The 20,169-nt window shown below is 68.6% G+C and carries 5 protein-coding genes; all 5 read right to left on the bottom strand.

The features are described 5' to 3' along the window. Nucleotides 1–12: 12 nt before the first annotated feature. Nucleotides 13–18,138: a WXG100-like domain-containing protein gene (locus ABEA50_RS27780; RefSeq protein ID WP_345499215.1), complete on the bottom strand. Its 18,126-nt coding sequence runs from the start codon at nucleotides 18,136–18,138 to the stop codon at nucleotides 13–15. Between the two features lie 17 nt (nucleotides 18,139–18,155). After that, entirely contained in the window at nucleotides 18,156–18,668 is a 513-nt protein-coding gene (locus tag ABEA50_RS27775) for a YbaB/EbfC family nucleoid-associated protein (RefSeq protein WP_345499214.1), read from the bottom strand. Continuing rightward, entirely contained in the window at nucleotides 18,668–18,991 is a 324-nt protein-coding gene (locus ABEA50_RS27770; protein WP_345499213.1) for a hypothetical protein, read from the bottom strand. The genes ABEA50_RS27775 and ABEA50_RS27770 overlap by 1 nt, the downstream gene beginning before the upstream one ends. Nucleotides 18,992–19,136: 145 nt before the next feature. Continuing rightward, on the bottom strand, nucleotides 19,137–19,451 hold the full coding sequence (locus tag ABEA50_RS27765; protein ID WP_345499212.1) for a hypothetical protein: 315 nt from the start codon (nucleotides 19,449–19,451) through the stop codon (nucleotides 19,137–19,139). Between the two features lie 324 nt (nucleotides 19,452–19,775). After that, nucleotides 19,776–20,169: hypothetical protein (locus tag ABEA50_RS27760; protein WP_345499211.1), on the bottom strand; the 394-nt coding region annotated here is incomplete at its 5' end.

Below are 20,169 nucleotides of genomic sequence, written 5' to 3'. Positions count from 1 at the left end.
GCGACCCTGCGGTCAGTGGGTGAAGATCCGATCGCGGCGATTCGGGTCGGCGAGCACGTCGCGGATCAGCAGACCGAGGTCCAAATCGGGCATTACCGAACGGTAACGCACCTCGCAGACCGACTCGCCGTCGATATCGATGACCAACCACGCCGCGCTGTCACCGGTCTGCTGCCACACGACGGCCACGTGCTGGGCATCCAGGTCGAACACCTGCTCGCCCGCGCGCAACATCAAGCGATCGTAGAACCGGTAGAACACCATCGACAGCTCGCCGACCCGCCCGTAGACGCCACCGAGCGCGCCCGCCATCACCGGAAGGTCGTACAGCGTGCCCGTCACGGGGTCGAAATCCGCGTATTCGCCGAACGCGATGTGCGAGCGCACACAGATTCGGGTGCCGTCGCCGTACCCACCCGGATTGCCCGCGCTGTTGCCGTGCAGCGCCGCACGTGGGAAGGCACGCGAGCGGCGCGCAGGCGCCTGGGCAGGGGGCGGCATCGGCATCGGCGGCGGCATCGTAGGCGCGTCGGGCTGCTGCGGGGGCTGGGCGGGCGCGTGGCCGTTCTCGCCTTGCGCGCCGTTCGACAACGGCCCGTGTTCGAGGGTCTCCGGCCACGGCGCGAGCTGATTCGGCGCGGAGTCGTTGGTCCGACCGTTCGACGAATACCCCGGTGCGGCAACTGAATCTGCGCCTGGTTGTCCTTCTTCCCGGTCGTGCTCCCAGCCGCCCGGTGGTGTCGAATCGACGGACGGCACCGGCCCGGCCAGACTGAACGGAACCCAACCGTCCCCCTCGCGCGATTCTCCGCCCACCGACGGAACAGGCGATACCGGATGCTCGGCGATCGGCGCCGAACCATACTGCTGGGCCGCCGATCCCGAACCGCCAGGCCACTCGGACAACTGCGGCGGCGCGGGCAGCTCCGACGAGCCGGGGGCACCCGGCGTCGGAACGCCTGGTGGGCTCGGAACTCGCGGCGAGACAACAGAGTCCGTCCACTCCGGACCGTCCGACATCGGAAGCTGCTGCGGCCCAGGAACTTCAGGCCAACCAGGAGCACCAGGTGCCGAAACACCTGGCACCACAGGGGGTATCGGAACCACCGGTCGAACAGGTGAATCCCTCCACTCCGGACCGTCCGACGACGGGAGCTGCGGCGGCCCGGGAACATCAGACGCCGGGGGTCGCGTCGGCACTGGCGCCTGAGGCGCAGGGTGTGTCGGCGGTTCGGGCAGCGTCGGTGCGGACGGAAGCAACGGTGGAGTCGGGGCCTGCGGCGGGATACCAGGCGGCGCTGGTGGGAATGGAGGCTGCTGCGGCGGCACCGGTACGCCGGGTGCGGGTGAAACCTCCGGCGGGACCGGCAGGTTCGGCGCCATGGGCACGTCGGGCGACGCCGGAGGTAAGGGGATCTGCGGCGGCGGGAAACCAGGTGCCGTCGGCATGCCGGGTGGCGCAGGGAACTGCGGCGGTGTCGGCGCGGGTACGGGCGGAATGTCCGGCGGGTACGGAACATGCGGCGGTGCCGGAGGATTCGTCGGCCCCGGCGCGTCGGGTGGCACCGGAAGCTGCGGGGGGCTCGGCAGATCAGGTGGTGCGGGAAGCCCCGGAAACCCCGGAAGCCCCGGGGGCTCCGGTGTATTGGGAGGCTGCGGCACCGACGGGTTCGGCGGCGCCGGAAGCTCCGGCGGTGTCGGCGAATCCGGCGGCATCGGCGGCAACGGGGGTTCGGGCAAGTTCGGTGGTAACGGTATGTCCGGCGGAGTCGGGAGTTCGGGGGGTGTCGGGGGGACAGGCGGACGCGGCAGCTGAGGCGGGCGCGGCGGCTCAGGCGGGCGCGGCGGCTCAGGCGGACGCGGCGGCTCAGGCGGACACGGCGACTCAGGCGGACACGGCGACTCAGGCGGACACGGCGACTCAGGCGGACACGGCGACTCAGGCGGACACGGCGACTCAGGGACCGGGTCCGGGGGTGGTGTGGGGCGCGGTGGGGTCGGGGGGTGTGGCGGCTCGGGGGTGGACGGCGGCTCGGAAGGGAAGTCGGGGTCCGGGAGGTACAGGACGTCGATGTCCGGGCCACCGGGCAGGTCGAAGTCGTAGTCCTTCGGCGGGCGCGGGATTCGCGAGCGCTGGAAGGCACCGGGTAGCCCGCTCGGACGATTGTCGCCACCGTGCGGGCGGCGGCCCTCGCCCGCACCGCCGGAGTCGCTGTCCCGGCCGTCGGCATCGTCCGGACCCGACTCGTCGTCCTCAGATGGCTTATCCCGCGGCGGCGTACGTTCCGAGTCCGGTTCCGAGAAATCACCATCGGTCAACGGTTCGCTATGGCGCACCGCTGGTGTCGCGGCGGCCCCTGGCTCACCGTCACGCACAGCGTCTTCGGGATCAATACTTTCGGACGACGGGTCGCGCCTCCCCGCGTTCCCCGTATCCACCTGCCCCACATCTCCGGATCGTTCGGGCCCGCCCCGCCGTTCGGAAGGCACGCCGCCCTGCCGAGCATCCGAATCGCGTTCCACCGAGTGATCTTTCGAGACCTCGAGGTCTCCCGCCGGACGGTTCTCCGCAACACTGCCCGGCTCCGACGCCGAGCCGGACCGACGGGCCGGCCCCTCACCGTCGAGGCTGGAATCCAGCTCCGACTGCTCTCGCACCAGGTCGCCGCGCCCATCGGTAGGCATGTCCTCCACCGGCGAGCGCCGTGAACGCCCGCGTTCATCCACCGAACTCGGCGGGCGCGCAGGCACAGCCGACTCGGCTTCCGACCGACCGCCTATCGAGCGATCAGGCGCCCGAGCATCGATGTCCGGCTTTCGCGCCAGGCCGCCCTCTCGCCCAGAGGGCTCGCCCTCCACGGGCGAGGAGTCCGGCCGTTCCGAGGCGTCCGCGCCAATCGGGTCGGCGCTACGCACAGGCGAATCGGCATCCGACCGATCGTCCGTGGAGCGATCGGAAGAGTCGGCAAGGTGGTCCGAATCCGGCGGCGAATTATCCGTGCCGGCAACGGGGTCAGACACCGTGCGCGAATGATCCGAGGGTTCGGTGGCGTCGTCGTCGGGTCGCCGTGCCAACTCCGGCGACGCATCGTCGGGTCGGTCGGGTCTCGATGACTCCGGACCGTCGATGTCGGGGTCTTCGCCTGGTGGGAGTTCTCGGGTCGGTTCGAGTGCCGCACGCTCGTCGGGGCGTGGTGGGAGGGTGAGGGTGTCTCGGATGACCGGGGCCGGGGCGTAGGGGATTTTCGCGCGCCAGTCGGTCAGTGGTGGGCGTTGGGCGTTCCAGTCGAAACCCCGCATGATGACGTGCTGGTTGGCGTCACGCCAGGTCTCGGTCGGGTTGTCGCGCAGGTAGTTCGACTCGGCGAGGGCGTCCTGGAGCATCAGGATGTCCGCGGGCAGGTGTTCGCCCGCGAGCAGGCGATTCCATGCCTCGGCGACATCGGCGACCGCGTCCAGTTGGCGCCGCACCAGCACCCCGTCGCGTGGATCGCGCAGCAGGTGCGGGTCGTTCATCAGGTGGTTCTTGACGCGTTCGATGTCTTCGCGGGTGAATGCGGGCAGCTCGGTGAGCTGATCGGCCACCGGGCGAATCAGTTCGGCGCGGTCGACCGGGCCGATCGAGGTGCGCAGCACCTCGCGGAGGTCTTCCGCCAATCGCCGTGCGTCACCGGGTTTTTCGTCGACGAGCTGACCGGTCAGGTCTTTCACGACGTCGTGCAGGGGCGAGTCGGGATCCCCGACGACCGCACGGGTGAGCCGATCCACCAGGGCCGCGGCGCGTTGTTCCTTGTCCTCGACCACGCGCGCTTCCCGGTCGGCGGCAAGCTTGTCGGTGATGGTGTCGATATCGCTGTCGTCGGCACGGAAACGCTCGTACTGGCCGTCGGCCCATTCCTGCACCAGCGCCCAACGCGCCTCGGCCTCGCGTTGACGCTGCTTGAACGGCTCGGTGATATCGCCGTTGTCGAGCACCTGATCCCGGGCCTGCCATTCCCGAGCCATCGGCTGAACGTCGGGTCGTGGCGCGCGAAACCACGGGTGCCCCTTGAACCCTGGCCGAATGCGCCCCGGATTATCCTTGTCGCTGTACCAGGTGAACCCGGACAGCTTCGCCGTCTCCAGGATGATCCGCATCGTGTGGTAGAAAGCCCCGGCGAACGGCAGTTCGTAGGTGGGCATCCCTTCCGGGATAACCGGTTCGCCACCGGGAATCTTCGGCAGAAGATCCTTGTCGTAACCCGGCGGATGGTCGGGGTCGAACAGCTCGTGGACCGACGCCTGGAACGGTTCGGCCGCCCAGCCGCTCACCCCTTCCGGCAGGTCACGTGGCTCGAACTTCTTCGGCACCGTCGCGCTGTCGCCGCCTTGGCGCCAATCCGGCCTTGTCGGGTCGACCGCATGCCAATCCCCCGCGCCATCGCGCCAACTCACCACATGGATGCCTGGTTCGCCGCGGTGCCACCCGGTGCTGAGGAACCTGCGCCGCGGTGGCGCGAGTTCCTCGGTATGCCACACACCGGCACGGTCGGCGACGACATGCCGGTATTCGATGACCGTCTCGGGTCTGGTGAACGCCTGCGCCACAGCGGAATCGCGGCGCAGCGCGTCGGTGAACGCGACATCGTGCTCGGCGCGCGGGTGGGTGAATTCGCCGCGCGGTGCCAGCACGATGATGCGCGGGTGCTCACCCTCGATAATGCCGACGCGGTCGGTGACCTGGCGCGCACCCGCTTCGGTCAACGCGTCACGGAACGCGCCACCGAGTTCGGCGATGCGGTCTTGCAGGCGCCCGATCTCGTTGTCGTCGTTGTTGACTCGCTCTGCTGCCGCGCGCAGTGCGTCGAGTTGTCTACGGTGTTCGGCCACCTGATCGGCGGGAACGGTGCGATCAGCGACGGCGCGGAGAGTGTCGGCGAGTTCGCCGGGCCCCAGCCGCTCGACATCGACGCGCAGCCGCCGGGCAAGATCATCGCGCATCACGCGCCACGGCTTGTCCGCCAATACGGCCGCAGCACGCTCGCGGCCCAGGCGGTCGAGTTCGCTGGCGACCTCGGCCGAACGTGGCGCCTGTTCCCGGTGGAGTTGGTCGCGCACGTCGGCGATCTGCCGACGCAGCTCGCCGAGTTCGTCGTCCTGGCGTGGCGACCGGTCGGTCAGCGCGTCGAGTTCGTCGGCGCGCGCCAGCAGCCGGACGAGCTCGGCGACGGTCTCCTGTCTTGGCACCCGGACGGGAGCGTCGGGGTGCGCCAACTCCAAATTGGCGATGCGCCGGTCGAGTTCGGTCAACTCGGTGTCCAAGCGATTGAACTGCTCGGCCGCGTCTTGCAGGGTGAAAATGGTGCGCAGTCGTTGTGCGCGCTCGAACTCACCCACCAATTCCCGTGCCTGAGTGGGCGCGTCGTCGCCGAGTCCCGCGATGTCTCGCATGCCGACGATGGACGCGGTGAGCTCCTCGATGGTCGTGGTGAGGTTTCCCTGGTTCAAAGCCTCGTCCGCCCCGCGGAACCGGAGGTGACCGGTGTCGAAGCGGGAGAAGCGGTCATCGCGTTTGGCGCGTTGGAATTCACGTTCGGAGGCCAGGCGAGATCGTTCACGCAGCAGTTCGTCGCGCGCCTCGGCGGCCAAGCGTGAACGCTCACGCTCCAGGTCGTCGTCGGTCCGGGTCGCGGTGTCTGATCGCTGAGTCTCGGCGATGCGCTCGTCGAGGCGGGCGAGGTCGGCGATGGCGTCGTTGTAGTCCTTGGCGAGGTGTTCCAGTTCGTCGATCGCCGTGGCACGTTCGGCCGTGTTGTCGTCGGCGCCGTCGCGTAGCCGCCGCATGGTCTCTTCGAGGTGTTCGCCGGTCAGATCGGTGTCGGGATGTACGGGCAGCCGCTCGGCACGCAGGTCGCGCACGGCACGCAATTCGGCGGCCCTGGCGACCATTTCGGCGCGCGCCCGCACCATTCGGTCGACATCGGCGGTGTCGTCCCTGGCCGGTGTGGCGGTGTCGTTCGCATCGCGGGGTGGTGTCGGCTCGTCAGTCGACGCGGTGTCGGTGCGAGGCTTCAGCCCCGAACGCGCGTCTTCGGGTCGGGCGGTGGACGCTGGCGTCGGCTCATCGGTCGGCGCGGTATCGGCAGGAAGCTTCGGCCCCCGACCCGCATCCACAGGCGGGGCGGTGGACGACGACTTCGACCCATCAGTCGGCGCGGTATCGGCAGGAGACTTCGGCCCCGAACGCGCGTCTTCGGGCGGGGCGATGGTCGCCGGTTTCGGGTTTGGCGATTCTGAATCACCCCGCAGCGTAGTGCTTTTCGTTAGTGCGGCGTCCGTCCGGGACGCCGAACCGCCGCCCGGTGCGACCGGCGGCGTGGACGAACGCGCGGGCGCACCCCCGGCCTCGGGCGGCCGGAGGGTGGTGACGTGGACACCGTTCTCGTCGACGGACACCTGCCGGAATTCGACGCGCACACCCTGGTCGGCGAGTTGGCGTCGCGCGTCGGGGCCGAGTACCTGATCGGGCGCGGCGAACGGCGAGGCCACCAGCACCCGTTGCCCGGGAAGCAGCCCGACCCCCTCGGCGCCGTCGAGCCTGGTCGCTCCCTCGGCGACCAACAGGTCACGTGCGGCCAGCACGCCGGCGTCGATGCGCGCACGCAACTCTTCGCGTGCCGCGGTCTGAAATTCGACCAGTTCGGCGCGCAGCGGCCGCAGGCCCGCCATCGGCTCATCGATCCGCTGCTGTGCGGCATGCAGGTCGGCGAAATGCTGCTCCATCGCATCGCTCGGCACCCGGGGGCGATCGCGAATGGCTTCGGCTTCCGCGATCCTGGTGCGCAGCAATTCGTCGACGGCGCGGCCTATTTCGTGGGGATTGCGGCCTTCGGTGTCGACGCCGAGCGCGATGGCGCGCTCGGCGATGCGTTGTTCGAGTGCGCGGCGCGCGGCGCCAGCCTGTGCGATGCGCTCCTGCAGGGCGGGGAGGGCGGCACGCAATTCTGGGGTGACGGGGTCGTGTGGACGCGCGGGGCCGTCCTTCGCCCACCCGTTCGCGCCGGGATCGCTCTCCGGTGGTGCAGGGGGGTTCTCCGGTGGTTTCCGCGCCCCACCGTCGGCCTGCGTCTCCGGTTGCGCCGCTTCACTTTCTGGCACACGTGCACCGTGCGAGGAAGGACCGTTCGACGGATCGGCTGGCGGGCCGACCGGCCGCGGTGGTGTTTCCGGACCGTCATCGGGACCGGTCGTGCGCGGCGACGGCGCGGGTTCGACGCCGTCGAGGCGGGCAATTCGCTGCTCATACCACTCGTGATTGCGCCGCAACGCTTCTTCGTGCTGCCCACGCATCCGCTCATCGAACGCCGCCTGCTCCGCAGCCAATTCAGCACGGACACCGGCCAATTCAGGTGGCACCGCACCACTCACCCTGGCAACCCACTCCGCATGCTCGGCACGCATGCGCTCCATCCACGCAGCTTGCTCCGCATCCATCCGCCGCTTCCACTCCGACGGACCTTCCGACTCGGAATCGATCCGATGTTGCTGCGGTGCAGCATCTTCCGAATCAGGGAACCCTTCCAACAACGCGGCCTGCTGCTCGTACCACTCCTGATTACGCCGCAACGCCTCCTCGTGCCGCCCACGCATCCGCTCATCGAACGCCGCCTGCTCCGCAGCCAGATCGGCACGCACACCCGCCAACTCGGTGGGGCCCGCACTGACCCGAGCAGCCCACGCGTCGCGCTCAGCACGCATGCGCTCCGTCCACGCAGCCTGCTCCGCATCCATCCGCCGCTTCCACTCCGACGGACCTTCCGACTCGGAATCGGTCCGATGTTGCTGCGGTGCAGCATCTTCCGAATCAGGGAACCCTTCCAACAACGCGGCCTGCTGCTCGTACCACTCCTGGTTACGCCGCAACGATTCTTCGTGCCGCACGCGCAGACGCTCATCGAACGCCGCCTGCTCGGCAGCCAACTCCGCGCGCGCACCGGCCAACTCGGTGGGGCCTTCCGCCATCCGAGCAACCCACGCGTCGTGCTCAGCACGCATGCGTTCCAGCCACGCCGACTGCTCGGCATCCATCCGCCGCTTCCACTCCGACCGGCTGTCCGGTTCGGTCGCACGATCCGGCGCTTTCGCCGGGTCTTGCGCGACGGGGGTTGTCGCTTCGGTGGCGGCGTGGCGTCGGGCCAGTTCGTCCAACGCTTGCAGGTCGGCGGTGCGTTGGCGGATCTCCTCGCGCAGTTCGGCTTGGACCTCGGCCAACTGGGCGGGGGTCAGGCGCTCGTGTTGGTCGATCCTGCCGTCGCGGTAGATCTCGTAGACTCGCACCCATCGTGCGTCGTCGGCGTCGGTCAGGTCGAGACCGAGCAGGCGGGCCCAGTCGCTACTCACTCCCCATTCCGGGCCCGGCGACACATCGTGGCTGCCGTCGAGCAACCCCATGCCCTCGAACACCTCGGTCAGCTCCTGAATATCGCCGACGATGTCGCGCAAATGCGCGACAGCCTTCGGGTGCACCGGCAACTCTGTGTCGGCCACCCGAGGATCGAGCGCGTTCTCGCCGTGCGCGACCCGATCGAACGGGTCGGTCTTGCCCAGGGTGCGCGCGAATTCGGCGAGCGCGTCCACGGCGTTCGCGTGCTCGTCGGCACCGCCCCGTGCGGCCTTCGCGAGCAACGAGCGCAGCTTCTTCGGGTCGATCGCCTTCGAGTCCGGCTCGTAGGTGAGTTCCTTGGTGTACTTCATCGGAAACAGGTCGTCGGGGCGAGCACCGAGTCGCTGCGCGAGCCGATCACGCGCGCCGTCGACCACGCCCGCGTCGAGCCCGCGCACCAGCTTCACGTATTTGGCCAGCGCCTCGGCCTGTTGCAGGCGAAGCGAATTGCGACCGTGCGGATCCAGGAGGGCTTCGGCGAGCACTCGCGCGGTCAGCTCACCGGGCGCGACGCCGACGCGGTGAGCGAGCAGATCATGCGCGGCACTGAAGCTGTTGTAGGAGTCGATATCCCACGCGGTGCGGGCATAATCGATGATCGCCTCGATCTGGCTGGCGCGCACCGCGTTGTCGTGGCGCAACTCGGCCAGGCGCGCGGCGAGCCGGTCGGGCGACCCGAGTTCCTCGGGGGTGATCCCGAGTCGCTCGGCGAGTTCGTCACGCGCGGAACGAATTTCCGCCGGGCTCCGCGACTCGACGAGCCTCGGATCCGTCGGGTCGTCGCGCACGCCGCCGTGTTCGGCGGATTGTTCGGGCACGACCTGCCAGCGACCGTCGCCGTCGCGCAGCAGCGTCACCTCCACCCTGTGCCCCGCGACTTCCTCACCGATGTGCATGGCATGCACGGGATCGGTATCACTGAGATGGATGGTTCCATCCGTGCCGAGGGCGGCCACGCGGTAGCGCACCTCGACCAGCCCGGTGTTCACCGCCTCCGCGAGGTCGGGATGATCGCGCAATGCGTCGGCGAGCACGCGGTCGTGGTCCAGGGTGCCGTCGACCACCACCAACCGCATCGGATCGCCCGGCAGCAGCCCGATACCGTCGACGTCGGGCAGCAACGCCCCCTCGGCGAGAACGGAATCGCGCAGCGCCATCTCGCTCAACAGGTCGGCGAGTTCGGCCACCTCGGCGTCGGCCCGCAGGAAACGCGCGCTCTGGTCGGCGAAGGCGGCGAGCTCGCGCGCACTGTCACGCAGGCCGTCGACGTGCTCGGCGAGCAGATGACGCAGATTGGCGGGCGAAAGATCACCGAGGTCGACACCGAGCAGTTGTGCCCACACGGCGCGCTCGTCGCGAATCTGATCGCGGCGCAGTGCGTCGGCGAAGATCTCGCGCACATTCTCGTTGATGCCCGGCGCATCGGCATCGATGCCGTGCTCGGGAGTTTCGTACAGATCGCCCCAATTACGCAGCGGCTCAGCACCGTTGTTCACCCCTTGCCAGCGCAGCATGAACGCATCGACACCACTCGCGGCAAGGTATTCCGCGAGGAACCGACTCATCGGATCGAGGTCGAAGAAGCTCACCTTGTCGCTGTAGGGGATGCGCTCGTTCTCGGCGTTGTAGCGGATCGCCGCCTCGGCGAGACCCGACAAGGCCCCCATGCGCCTGGCTTGCTGGTATTCGAGGGTGTGCAGGGCACGTCGCACGGTCTCCGGGGTGAGCTCACCGAGGTCGACACCGGCACGCTGCGCGGCGGCGCGCAGGAGGTCGGCGATTTCAGCGCGTTGCGCGGTGACCTCGTGCAGTTCCTGCTGCCAGGCTTCCAGCTCGGATTCGGTGCGCCGCTTCGGCGCAGCGGCGTCCGAGTCCGGCGGGGGCGGTATTTCGGCGACCGGATCGGTCTCGTCCCGGCCGGGAGGGAGCTCCTCGGCCGCGCGAGCGCGCAGTTCGTCGAGTTCGACGCCGAGCTCTCGGCGCACCAGTTCGGGGTCGGCGTCCTCCAGCCAGTACCGGTACTCCTCGCCGTCGCGGTTTTTCGGGACGGCGTATTCGCCGACCGCGTCGGCGACGCGACCGCTCAGATGCTTCAGGAACGGGATCAGCTCGCGGTTTTGCCACAGCGCGACACCCTCTTTGGCCAGGCGCGCCGGGTTGCCCTCGAAGGTGCTCAAGACATCGGCATGTGCCGCGTCGCCGACCAGGTGGATGACCTGCTGCTGTCCTTGGCCGTCGAGACCGGAGCCGGAAGGATACTTCGGTGTGTGCCCGAGATAACCGGACCGCAGTCGCTCCCACAGCGACCGCAACCGGGACTGTTTGCGTGGCGCTTCCTGCGGTGGCGGCGATTGTTCGGTCGCCTCGATGCGCGGCGCCGCGAGGTGCTCGGTAGCGGCGACGCGCCAACCGCCGTCGCCGTCCGGTTCCAAACGCAGCCGCACGCGTTGACCGTCGACGTCGACGATCACCCGGTGCGCGTCGCCAGGATCGGTGCGCAACGCCTGCACCGCGTCGGCGAGATCGGCGATGTCGCGAGCTGCACCCAGCGCCTGTTCCCGCAGGCGCGCAATGGTTTCCGGGCGTACGTCGGCGGGATCGAGCCCGAGGCGCCGCGCCCAGTCCTCGCGGTTGGTCGCCGCGATCTCGCGGTGCGCGGGGTCGGCGGCGGCATCGTGTTCGGCCACCGCGTCGGCCAGGGCTTCGACACTGCCCGCGTGCACGAGTGTCTGGTAACGCAGCTCGGCGATCGTGCGTGCGAGATGTTCGGGTGCGAGGTCGGCGGGGTCGACACCGAGCCGCTCGATCAACTCGGCGCGCACCTGTTCGACCGAGCGCAAACGCGGCGGTGTCGCGGGTGATTCGCCCTCGCGCGGCGGCGGCACCTCGCCGTCGAGAACTCCTGTGCCCGCGATACTTTCGGCAAGATCGCGCAAGGCTCCGTGCGGGTCGAGGTGGCTGGTCAACGCATCACCGAGACCGAGTGATCGCGCGAGTGCGTGCAGATACTCCCGCTCGGCATCCGAACGCACCGGCAGGTCGGGAACGCCTACCTCCGAGGGCATCCGCAGATACTGCTCGGCCCACGCCATCGGATCGTCGGTGGAATCGCCATTGCGCGGACCCGGCTCGTCGTCGGCGCTGCTGGACGGCGCCTTCGGCGGGTCGGTGGGTGGTTTCTGCGCGCCGCCGTCGGTAGCCGGGGTCGGCCCTTCGTCGCCGGGTTCGGGCAGAGGTTCGCGTGGTGGCCCTTCGTCTCCCCGCGGCGCACGCGGGGCGGGCGGATCGGTCGCGGCGTCGTCGGTCACGTCGAGCAGGTCGGTCACGTCGAGCAGGTCGGTCGCTTCGAGGTGTTTGGCCGCGGGTTCACCGTGCGCGAGATCCCAAGCCGTACCGTAGAGTTCGCGGTAACTGCCCTCGGCCAGCGTGGGACCCACGAAGTCGATGTGTGCGCGAATCGCCTCGGCGCCAGCACGGAATCCCTCGGCCCACCGGTCGGGCGCACCATAGGTGGCGTCGAGGACTCCCTCGTTGTAGCGCAACTCCAACCCATCGGTCGGCAGGTCGTGGCCGAGCTCGCGCAGTTGCTTGCGTAGTTCGAGTTCCGTCGCGTGTGCGAGCGCCTCTTCGCGAAGCATCGCGTCGATGTAGGCCTCGCGCGACATCTGCGCTCGACTACGCGGGGTATTCGCCGACTTACCGCCGTGCACCGTGTCGGCGTGCGCCGCGGCATGCGCGAGGGCCAGTGCCTGGTGCGGATCCGACGCACCGATGTCGAGCACGATGACGTTGCGTTCCGGCGCGTATCTCGGCTCGGCACCCGACTCGTGCACGACCGCGATATCGAGGCGGGTGAGCAGAGCGTCGGTTCTGCGGCCGATATCGGTGGTACGCAACAGCTCTCGCACCTGTTCGGTGCGCGACGCCGAGGCCTCGGCCGCCGCGTTCCTCGGCGTCGGCTGCTCGGGAACGTCCACGGTGTGCTGTGGCGTCTGGTGCTGCTGAGCGGCCACTGCCTGCTCGTCGACGAGTTCGATCCGCGCGAAACCGTCGCCGCCGACGTCGACCAGGAAATGGTCGACGGTGACGCCGGGATCGTCCAACGCCGCACGCACCGCGGGATCGGCCTGCGCGGCCGCCCGCAGCGGGCCGTGGAAACCGTCGCGATCGCCCACGACCACCACCACCTGCGGCGGTTCGCCGTGGATGACCGCGACGCGATCGGAGGCCAGGTGGCCGCGACCACCCTCGACGGTCAGTCGACCTTCGAGCAGGTCACGTGCCGCGGCCGCGGTCGTCTCGTCGCCGACCCGCGCCACCCGCTCCACGGCATCGTGTAAGTGCGCCAGCCGGTCGGCCAGTGCGGCGGTGTCGAATTCGCGCCGCAGTACCGCGGCGCGACGATGCTCCGCGTCTCCGGAAAGCACGTCGCGGGCCAGATCGTCGGGGTGGATACCGAGTTCGCCCGCCAACGCGATGCGCTCGGCGGCGTTGGTCGCCCGCAGATCGTCGATCGAGTGCGGCAACCACTCCGGCGCTCTGACCACTTCGGGAACACCGAGCCGAGCGGCCAGATCCTGGACGTCGACGCCGATCTCGCGCACGTCCTGTTCGGCGGCGCGACGCTGGCCGAGCAGATCGCGGACAGCGTCCGCGCCCTCCGATGATCCGGGAACACGACCCGTATCGAAGAACTCACGGAAGTTGCCCCACCCCGCATGGTAGTACTTCGCGTAATTGCTGCCGTTACGCCAGGAATCGGCCGCCACGCTCGGTTCGATGGCGGCGATCCCCGCACGTCGACCGATCGCACGCTGTTGCTCGGCGTCCAGCTCCTGTGTCCGCTGTAGCGCCTCGGCGACCGCGTCGTCATAGGCGCGGTGGTAGCGATCGCCACGCGGATCGACGGTGACGTCATATCCGAGAGCACGCAGCTCACGGCCGAAATCATACATGCGCGCGAAGGCGTCGCTCTCCTCGCGAACCATCGCCGCCACATACTGTTCACGCCCCATGGCCTTACCTCGGGACGGCACATTCGCGGACTCACCGGACAACGAATACTCCGCGTGCACACCCTCGTGCACGAGGGTGATCGCCTGTTGCACATGCGAATTCCCGTCGGTGAACACGACGGCGGCGAAGCTTTCGTCACGGAACTCACCGAGATTGCCGACCGGAGAATCCGGTTCGAACAGCGCGCGTACCCCCGCTTTCTCCAGCAACGCCAAAACCTCACGACCCGTCGGCGTCTGCGCGAGCAGCGACCGCACCTGATCCGGGTAATCGTCCAGCGACGTGCCTACCCGGAGGTTTTGATCGTCGAATTCCGCTCGGCGGTCGGTGAATTCGGTGACCTCGACGCTCTCGGCATCCGCGTGGACCAGCCGGTAATCGATGTCACCCGCCGCGAGCGCCGCGTCGATCTGGCGCGCGAGGTCGGGATTGTCGTGCGCCAGTTCCGCTCGCGCGTCTAGCAACGCGCGATCGTTGTCGAGCATCCAATCCCGATACTCGCCGGTCCCCTGCTGCACACGCTGACCATCGACCATCCTCGTACCGAGCGTGGACCCGAATCCCTTGGCCTCCAACAGGACTACTCGCGGCGGGTGATCGGGCCCGCCGGGAATCAGCGCGACGACGTCGAAGGTATTCGCCTTGCCGGGGCCCGCACCCTCCTTGCCGGTGAGGAGTACGGCATTGCCGGGGAGCGTGTCGCGGGCGGCGTTCATGCCCGTCTGCTCGGCATGGTCGACCACCGCGTACTTGGCCATCGACACCTGCGTCGAGGCGTGCTCGAGCGCACCGACCTGCGCCAGCAGGCTCGCGTCGCCGTTCGCCATCGCCTGCGAGCGCAGTGCGTCCAGCGTGCTGCGCAGGTTCTGGCGAGTGAGGTCCTTCGCGGTGAGCTCGATACCCGAGTCCCTGCTCACCTGTGCGGCCAGTTCATCGCGCTGCTCGAGCAAGCTGTCGCGCTGGGCTCGCGCGTTCTCCCGATCCGCCACCAGCGCGTCGTGCGTCGCCTGCGCCCGCTCCGAGAGCCGATGCGGTTGCGCGTCAGCGTGTTCGGCGCGGACCTGCACCTCGGACGGGCGCGCAGGGGCGCCGTCGCTCGATCCCCGATCGAGCCACGCCAGCATTTCCCGACCCGACTCGGATTCGCCGAGCATGGCGCGGACACGCGGTGGAATCGACGGTCCCGTGCCCGGCCGGGACTGCGGGTGGGCGGAGCCCTCGGGACCCAGGGGATGGATCGGCTTGCCCTGCGCATCGAACAGAATCCCGAGGGTGCGGCGCACCTCGCGCGGCGTCGACGGCGGATACCGATGCTCGAGACCCGCGCCGACATCACGGACGACGATCGTGCCGTTGTCGTTGACCAGCAGGTACGCGTGCGCACCCACGCCGTGTTCATCGGTGACGCCGTATACGTCCACCACGAGCACCGAGGAACCGTCGCCCATATCGGAGTCCAGCAGTCGCGCGGCGAGCTCGTCGTGGGTGCCTTCGCGCAACCGACCACCCGCGGCGGTCTCGACGTCGTAGGCCGACATACCTTCCGGACCTACCGGGCGATCCGGCAGGTTGATCGCGTCGCTGCCGGTGCGTTCCTGAATCTCGCGCAGCGACAGCTCCGCACAGCGCCCCCGATTGCGCTCGGCCTCGCTCACCGGACGTTCAGCGCGACCGCGAGCGGGCGGCTCGTGGATGTCGCGGTGCGGTGCCGACCCGTCGGCACGCACTTCGCCGGGGGCGGGGCGAGTGGTCGGCTCCGCGGCACCGTGTGTCAGCAACAGCGCGGCGTCGACGCCGTTCTGGTGCGGGTCGATAGTCGGCTCGTCGTGCGAGCGGGCACGTTCGCCATCGGCGGGGTGCTGCGGGCGGTCGCCGGAATCGGGCCTCGTCGGCGCACGCTCGCCCAGCGGAGGTTCGGGGCGCACATGCGACCGGGTCGAGTCGGGTGCGGCCGGGTCGCGAGGCGGTGTCGCGGTATTCGTCGAGTCGCGGCGCGATCCGTCCGTCGCGTCGGGAGTGGTCGCCGGGCGGTCGGGTACTCGACCGTCCGATCCGTCCGCGCGTGGGGTGACGCCGTCGGGACGGGCACGGTCGGCCGGTGCGGCTCCCGGCTGCTGTTCACCGAAACCGCGCGGGACCTGACCGTGTGCGGGCTGCGCGCCGACGCGATTGGCCGGGTTCGCACCGCGATCTTGTTGCGCAGCAGTGCGATCCGGCGGTGCGCTGCGGTCGGTAGGGGTCGGATTGCGTTCGGCGGTACCGGATTTATCGGTAGCGCTGCCGCGATCCTGGTGTGTCGCAGCACGATCAGGCGGGGTCCCACGATCAGGATGGGTGGCGCCGCGTTCCTGGCTCGCACCGCGATCGGGTGACGGCGCGGCCCGCTCGGGCTGTGCGTTCACTCGTCGCTGTTCGGCTGCTCCGTCGTGCGCCCGCGTCCCTTCGCCCCCGGTCGTTCGTGGTGCGGTTTCAGCGGGGCGACCGCGGTTTTCGGCGGCAACGGCACGGTCGCCGGGCTTGGACGACCCGTCCGCACGCGAGTCGGCGGCACCGGCGCGCGGCGATTCCTGGCCGGGCTTGGGCGCTGGGGAGTTGTTCGACTTGCTTTCCTGCGGCGCCGATCGATTGTCCTGCGCATTCGAACGCGGATCGACCGGCTTGGTATCGCCCGCTTTCGTATCGCCAGGCTTGGTGTCACCGATCCTGGCATCACCGGCTTTGTTGTCGCCGACCCGTTGCTCCCCCGGCAGGGAATCGCCGGTGCGGCTCTGACCACCGCGTGCGGTGTCCGCGGATGTTCGAGTACTGTCCGCGCCAGCTTTATTTGACGTGGAATCTGGTGCACCAGAGCGTGTTTCGGAACTACCCGTGGGAGGCCCGGGCGCCTGGGCGTGTGCGACCGGCGCAGTGGTCGACGGGGCGCCGCGCTCGGCGGCATCCGAACCTCCGGTATCGGGGGCACGATCGGTGCTGTTGCCGTACGTGCTGTTGTTCGAGTCGCCGTCGGTCCGCGTGCCACTGCCTGGCGTACCGGTGCGATCGGACTGCCCTTGCTGGTCGGAGTGCTGCGTGGGTGTCGAGCCGCGCTCTCCCCCGGAATCTCCGTGGTGGCCGTTCGCGCCCCCGGAAGGCCCGGTCGAGTGCTCATTCGAGCCCGAGTGGTCCTGCGATACCGGCGGCTTCGAGGTCGAGCCGTCGTTACTGCCCTCGTTGGTCGAATTATTCTGTCCGACAGATTCATTCGAGGAATTATTGCCCGGTCCTTGATCAGGTTTCGGGGCGTCCGTGCCGGGGCCACGGTCGTTCGACCCGTTCGGCCGGTCCGACGCATGCTGCTCTCCTGCCGCCGTATTCGTCCGACCGTTGTTCGGGGAGTTGTGCTCACCGGGACCATCGCCGCCCAGGTCGGTGTGACTTGTCGGGCGGGTCACGGGTTGGTTGGAATTGTCTCCATTCCAGTGGCCATTGCCGTTGCTATTGCCGTTGCCCTGTCCATTGCTGTTGCTGTTGCTGTTGCTGTACCCATTGCCGTTGCCGTTGTTATCGCCTGTGCTGGAATGGTTTCCGAAATCATTGCCCGGATCGACGAGCAGGTTCCCGTTCCGATCCCCGAGCCCATTGGTGACACCGTCCTGCGTCCCACCCTGACCGAAGTTCCCTGGGCCGTCCACGTCGGGCATCGAGCCGATCCGCACGACGGGATCCACCACCGGACCGTTTCCCGGTGTGTACCAGTCCGGATGACGATTGTGATAGAAACCGTCCGCCATCATGCGGTTCGCACCCGACATCGCGCCGTTCGACGCGCCCGCGGTGAACATGCGCGGATCGATCTCGGTGTTCTTCAGGCCGTCGACGGCGGCGCCCCAGCCGTCCTGCGCCCACGTCAAGCCGAATTGCGAAACGACGCTGCCCGCGAAACCCGTGGCAGCACCCACCGTTCCGGCACCGGCGCCGGTGATGGCGCCCCGCATCCACGGCGCGAAACGGTCACCAAGCCCACGTGAGATGTAGTGCCCGGCGGCACCGCCACCAGCGGCACCCGCCGCCGAACTGATCGCCGTGACGCCGACCTGACCCCAGTCGATGCCCTTCGGCCGATTCCCCTCGATCACCTGGTAGGTCTGAATCCCGAGGTCCTGCACCGTGCCGAGGATCGTGTCGAGCGCCAGATGCCGGACGATGATCTCGGCCAGTTTGCGCCCGAGCACCTTCGCCAACAGCTCGATGACGCGCGTCATCAGCCGCCCGGCGATGATACGGATGGCCGCCCTCGTCACGCCGATCGCCGCAGCCTCGACCGCGGGCGCGGTCGGCGGAAACGCCCACGCGGCAGCGAGTTCGATCGCGAGCAGAGCCAGCGAACTGATCATCATCAGCTGCGCGTATTCGATTTCGGTGCCGACACTGTCGGCCGATTCGGCCATGCTGTCGAAGCTCTTGGCCAGCGTCTCCAACGACTGGTCGCCGACGAGGAAGGTATCGAACGCCTTCACCATCTCGGTGCGACCCTTACCCTGCGGGTAGGCGGTCATCGACGCGCTCTTGGCCGCCTCGACATCGGCAATGATGTCGCGCAGACTGCTCGCGCCCACCCGCCAGTCGCCCGCTACATCGCGCATGCCGTCCACGTCGCCGTGCGGCCACTCGGATCCGGCGACCCACTCCAGCCACTTCAGATAGCCAGGCAGCTCAGCCATCTGCGCTTACCCCTGGATCACCAACTGGTGTCGGTGACGCCACCGTCACCGACACGCTCACGATCGACTACCTCGACGTTGCTGAATCGGGGGGTCGCGCCGTCCTCGACATCCGCACGCCGCTCCTTCGCGTTGGGCGGGGCCAGCGACACCGGTGGCGGTGTCGGGATGTCGCTACTGAAATCGGGCATACCGTCGATCAATTCCGACAACTTCGGCAGCCGAGCACGCCGCTCGCTCAGCGGTGCCATCAGCTCACGAGCCTTGTCGGCGACATCGGTGGCCGCCTGTTGCGCGGCGGTGGTGACCGCCTTCGCGAGCTCGCTCGCCGAAAGCTCCTCATACCCCGCGGCGAACTTGGTCTCGATCACCGTGCCGTCGGCGTTCACGGTGACCGTGACCTTCTTGCGCACCGTGGCCGACGCGGTCAGCTGCGCGCGCTCCTGCTGCACACGCCCGATGTCACGCAGCTGATCGCGCGCCTGGTCGAGCAGCTTGGCCATCTCCTCTTTCGCATGCGCATTGGTCATCAGTAATGACCCTGGAAGCCATGGCCATTGGAGTGGTCCATTCGCTCGAGCAGATTCGCGGACTTGGTCTGACCATCGGCGAAGTTGTTCATCGTGATCGACATGTTCGTGGTACCGCCACTGAGCTTGCCGACCGCCGCGAGGTAACCGTTCGCGCCGTTCGCGAACTGGTCGCCGATCTTGTCGTCACCCCACGGCGCGCCACGGCTCGCCAGTGAGGTGGTGAGTGTACTCAGCACCGTGTCGATGCGATCACGAACGTGACCTGATTTCTGCGCGGCCTTCCTGAACAGCTCCGCGTCGGCTTCGAGGTTGTCCGCCATCGCATTCCCTCCTCACGCATTGGCGGCCGTTAGGCGCCATTGCTCCATGAAGAGTGATGATGACAGCCGTGAGCAACTTTCCAGTTGCCTGAATATGAACACGAGGTGCTGTCACAGTGACGGCACGGCAGTGACTTTCCGAAAACTATTGAAAGCCACCCTGGTTGTCGATCTCGCCGACCTCGAGTTCGTTCGCCGCATCGCTCTGACCCGCCTCGATGTCGTTGAACGTCTTGGCCATTCCGCCGACAGCGCCGGTCAGATTCTCGCGCGCGGCAACGTAGCCATTCGCGCCGTCGGCGAACTTCTTCCCGAAAGAGTCGTTGCCCCACGGTGTTCCATCGCCGCCGGTGACACCCTCCAATTCGGTGAGGATGGCGCCGATTCGATCGCCGACACCGCCGGAGATCGCCGCGGCACCACGAAGCTTGCCCGTATCGACGCTGATCTCTTCTGCCATCACTGCTCCTCGTCGTTCAGCGTGAACCCGATGTCCACGTCCGGTTCTTGATTTGCCGGGTCGTTCGGGTCGGGATCGCCCGGCCAGAGCGGATCACCCGGCCGCCATGGGTCACCCGGCTGTCTCGGATCATCCGGTCCGCGTTCGTCACCGGGTCCGCGTTCGTCACCAGGTCGCCTCGGGTCACCCGGGCCCCTTGGGTCGTCAGGCCCCCGTTCCTCGCCGGGTTCCCTCGGCTCGTTCTCGGGCCCCTGTCCCCCACCTTCGTCAGGCCCAGGGTTATCGGGGGCGGGCGGTGGCGGCGGCTTATCAGGTATCCAGTCCTCAGCTTTGGGCGCTGGCGGCACCTCGAAAGCGCGCGGCATCGGAGCGATACTCGTCACTTGCTTCGGACGGGTCTTCGCCTTCATGTCCTTTCCTGGACCCGGATCCGGCTCGTGGGTGGTCGGCGATGTCGTAGTGGTTTCCGGCGGCCTGGGTGGTGGTGAGTTCGGCGGCACCGGCGAACCAGGCGGCGTGTGCGAGGGCGAGCCCGGCGGCACCGACGGCGGACCCTGCACCGGCGAACCCGGCGGCGTATGCGACGGCGAACCCGGCGGCACCGACGGCGGACCCTGCACCGGCGAACCCGGCGGCGTATGCGACGGCGAACCCGGCGGCACCGACGGCGGACCCTGCACCGGCGAACCCGGCGGCGTATGCGACGGCGAACCCGGCG

This window comes from Nocardia callitridis, assembly GCF_039543305.1.
Lineage (GTDB): Bacteria > Actinomycetota > Actinomycetes > Mycobacteriales > Mycobacteriaceae > Nocardia > Nocardia callitridis.
Note: the sequence above shows the minus strand (reverse complement) of the source record. Positions and strands in the feature narration are given on the sequence as shown.

Bases quoted from the DNA above. Each gene is read 5' to 3' on its own strand.
- ABEA50_RS27780 (WP_345499215.1), bottom strand. From the start codon at position 18,138: ATGGCTGAGCTGCCTGGCTATCTGAAGTGGCTGGAGTGGGTCGCCGGA.
- ABEA50_RS27775 (WP_345499214.1), bottom strand. From the start codon at position 18,668: ATGACCAATGCGCATGCGAAAGAGGAGATGGCCAAGCTGCTCGACCAG.
- ABEA50_RS27770 (WP_345499213.1), bottom strand. From the start codon at position 18,991: ATGGCGGACAACCTCGAAGCCGACGCGGAGCTGTTCAGGAAGGCCGCG.
- ABEA50_RS27765 (WP_345499212.1), bottom strand. From the start codon at position 19,451: ATGGCAGAAGAGATCAGCGTCGATACGGGCAAGCTTCGTGGTGCCGCG.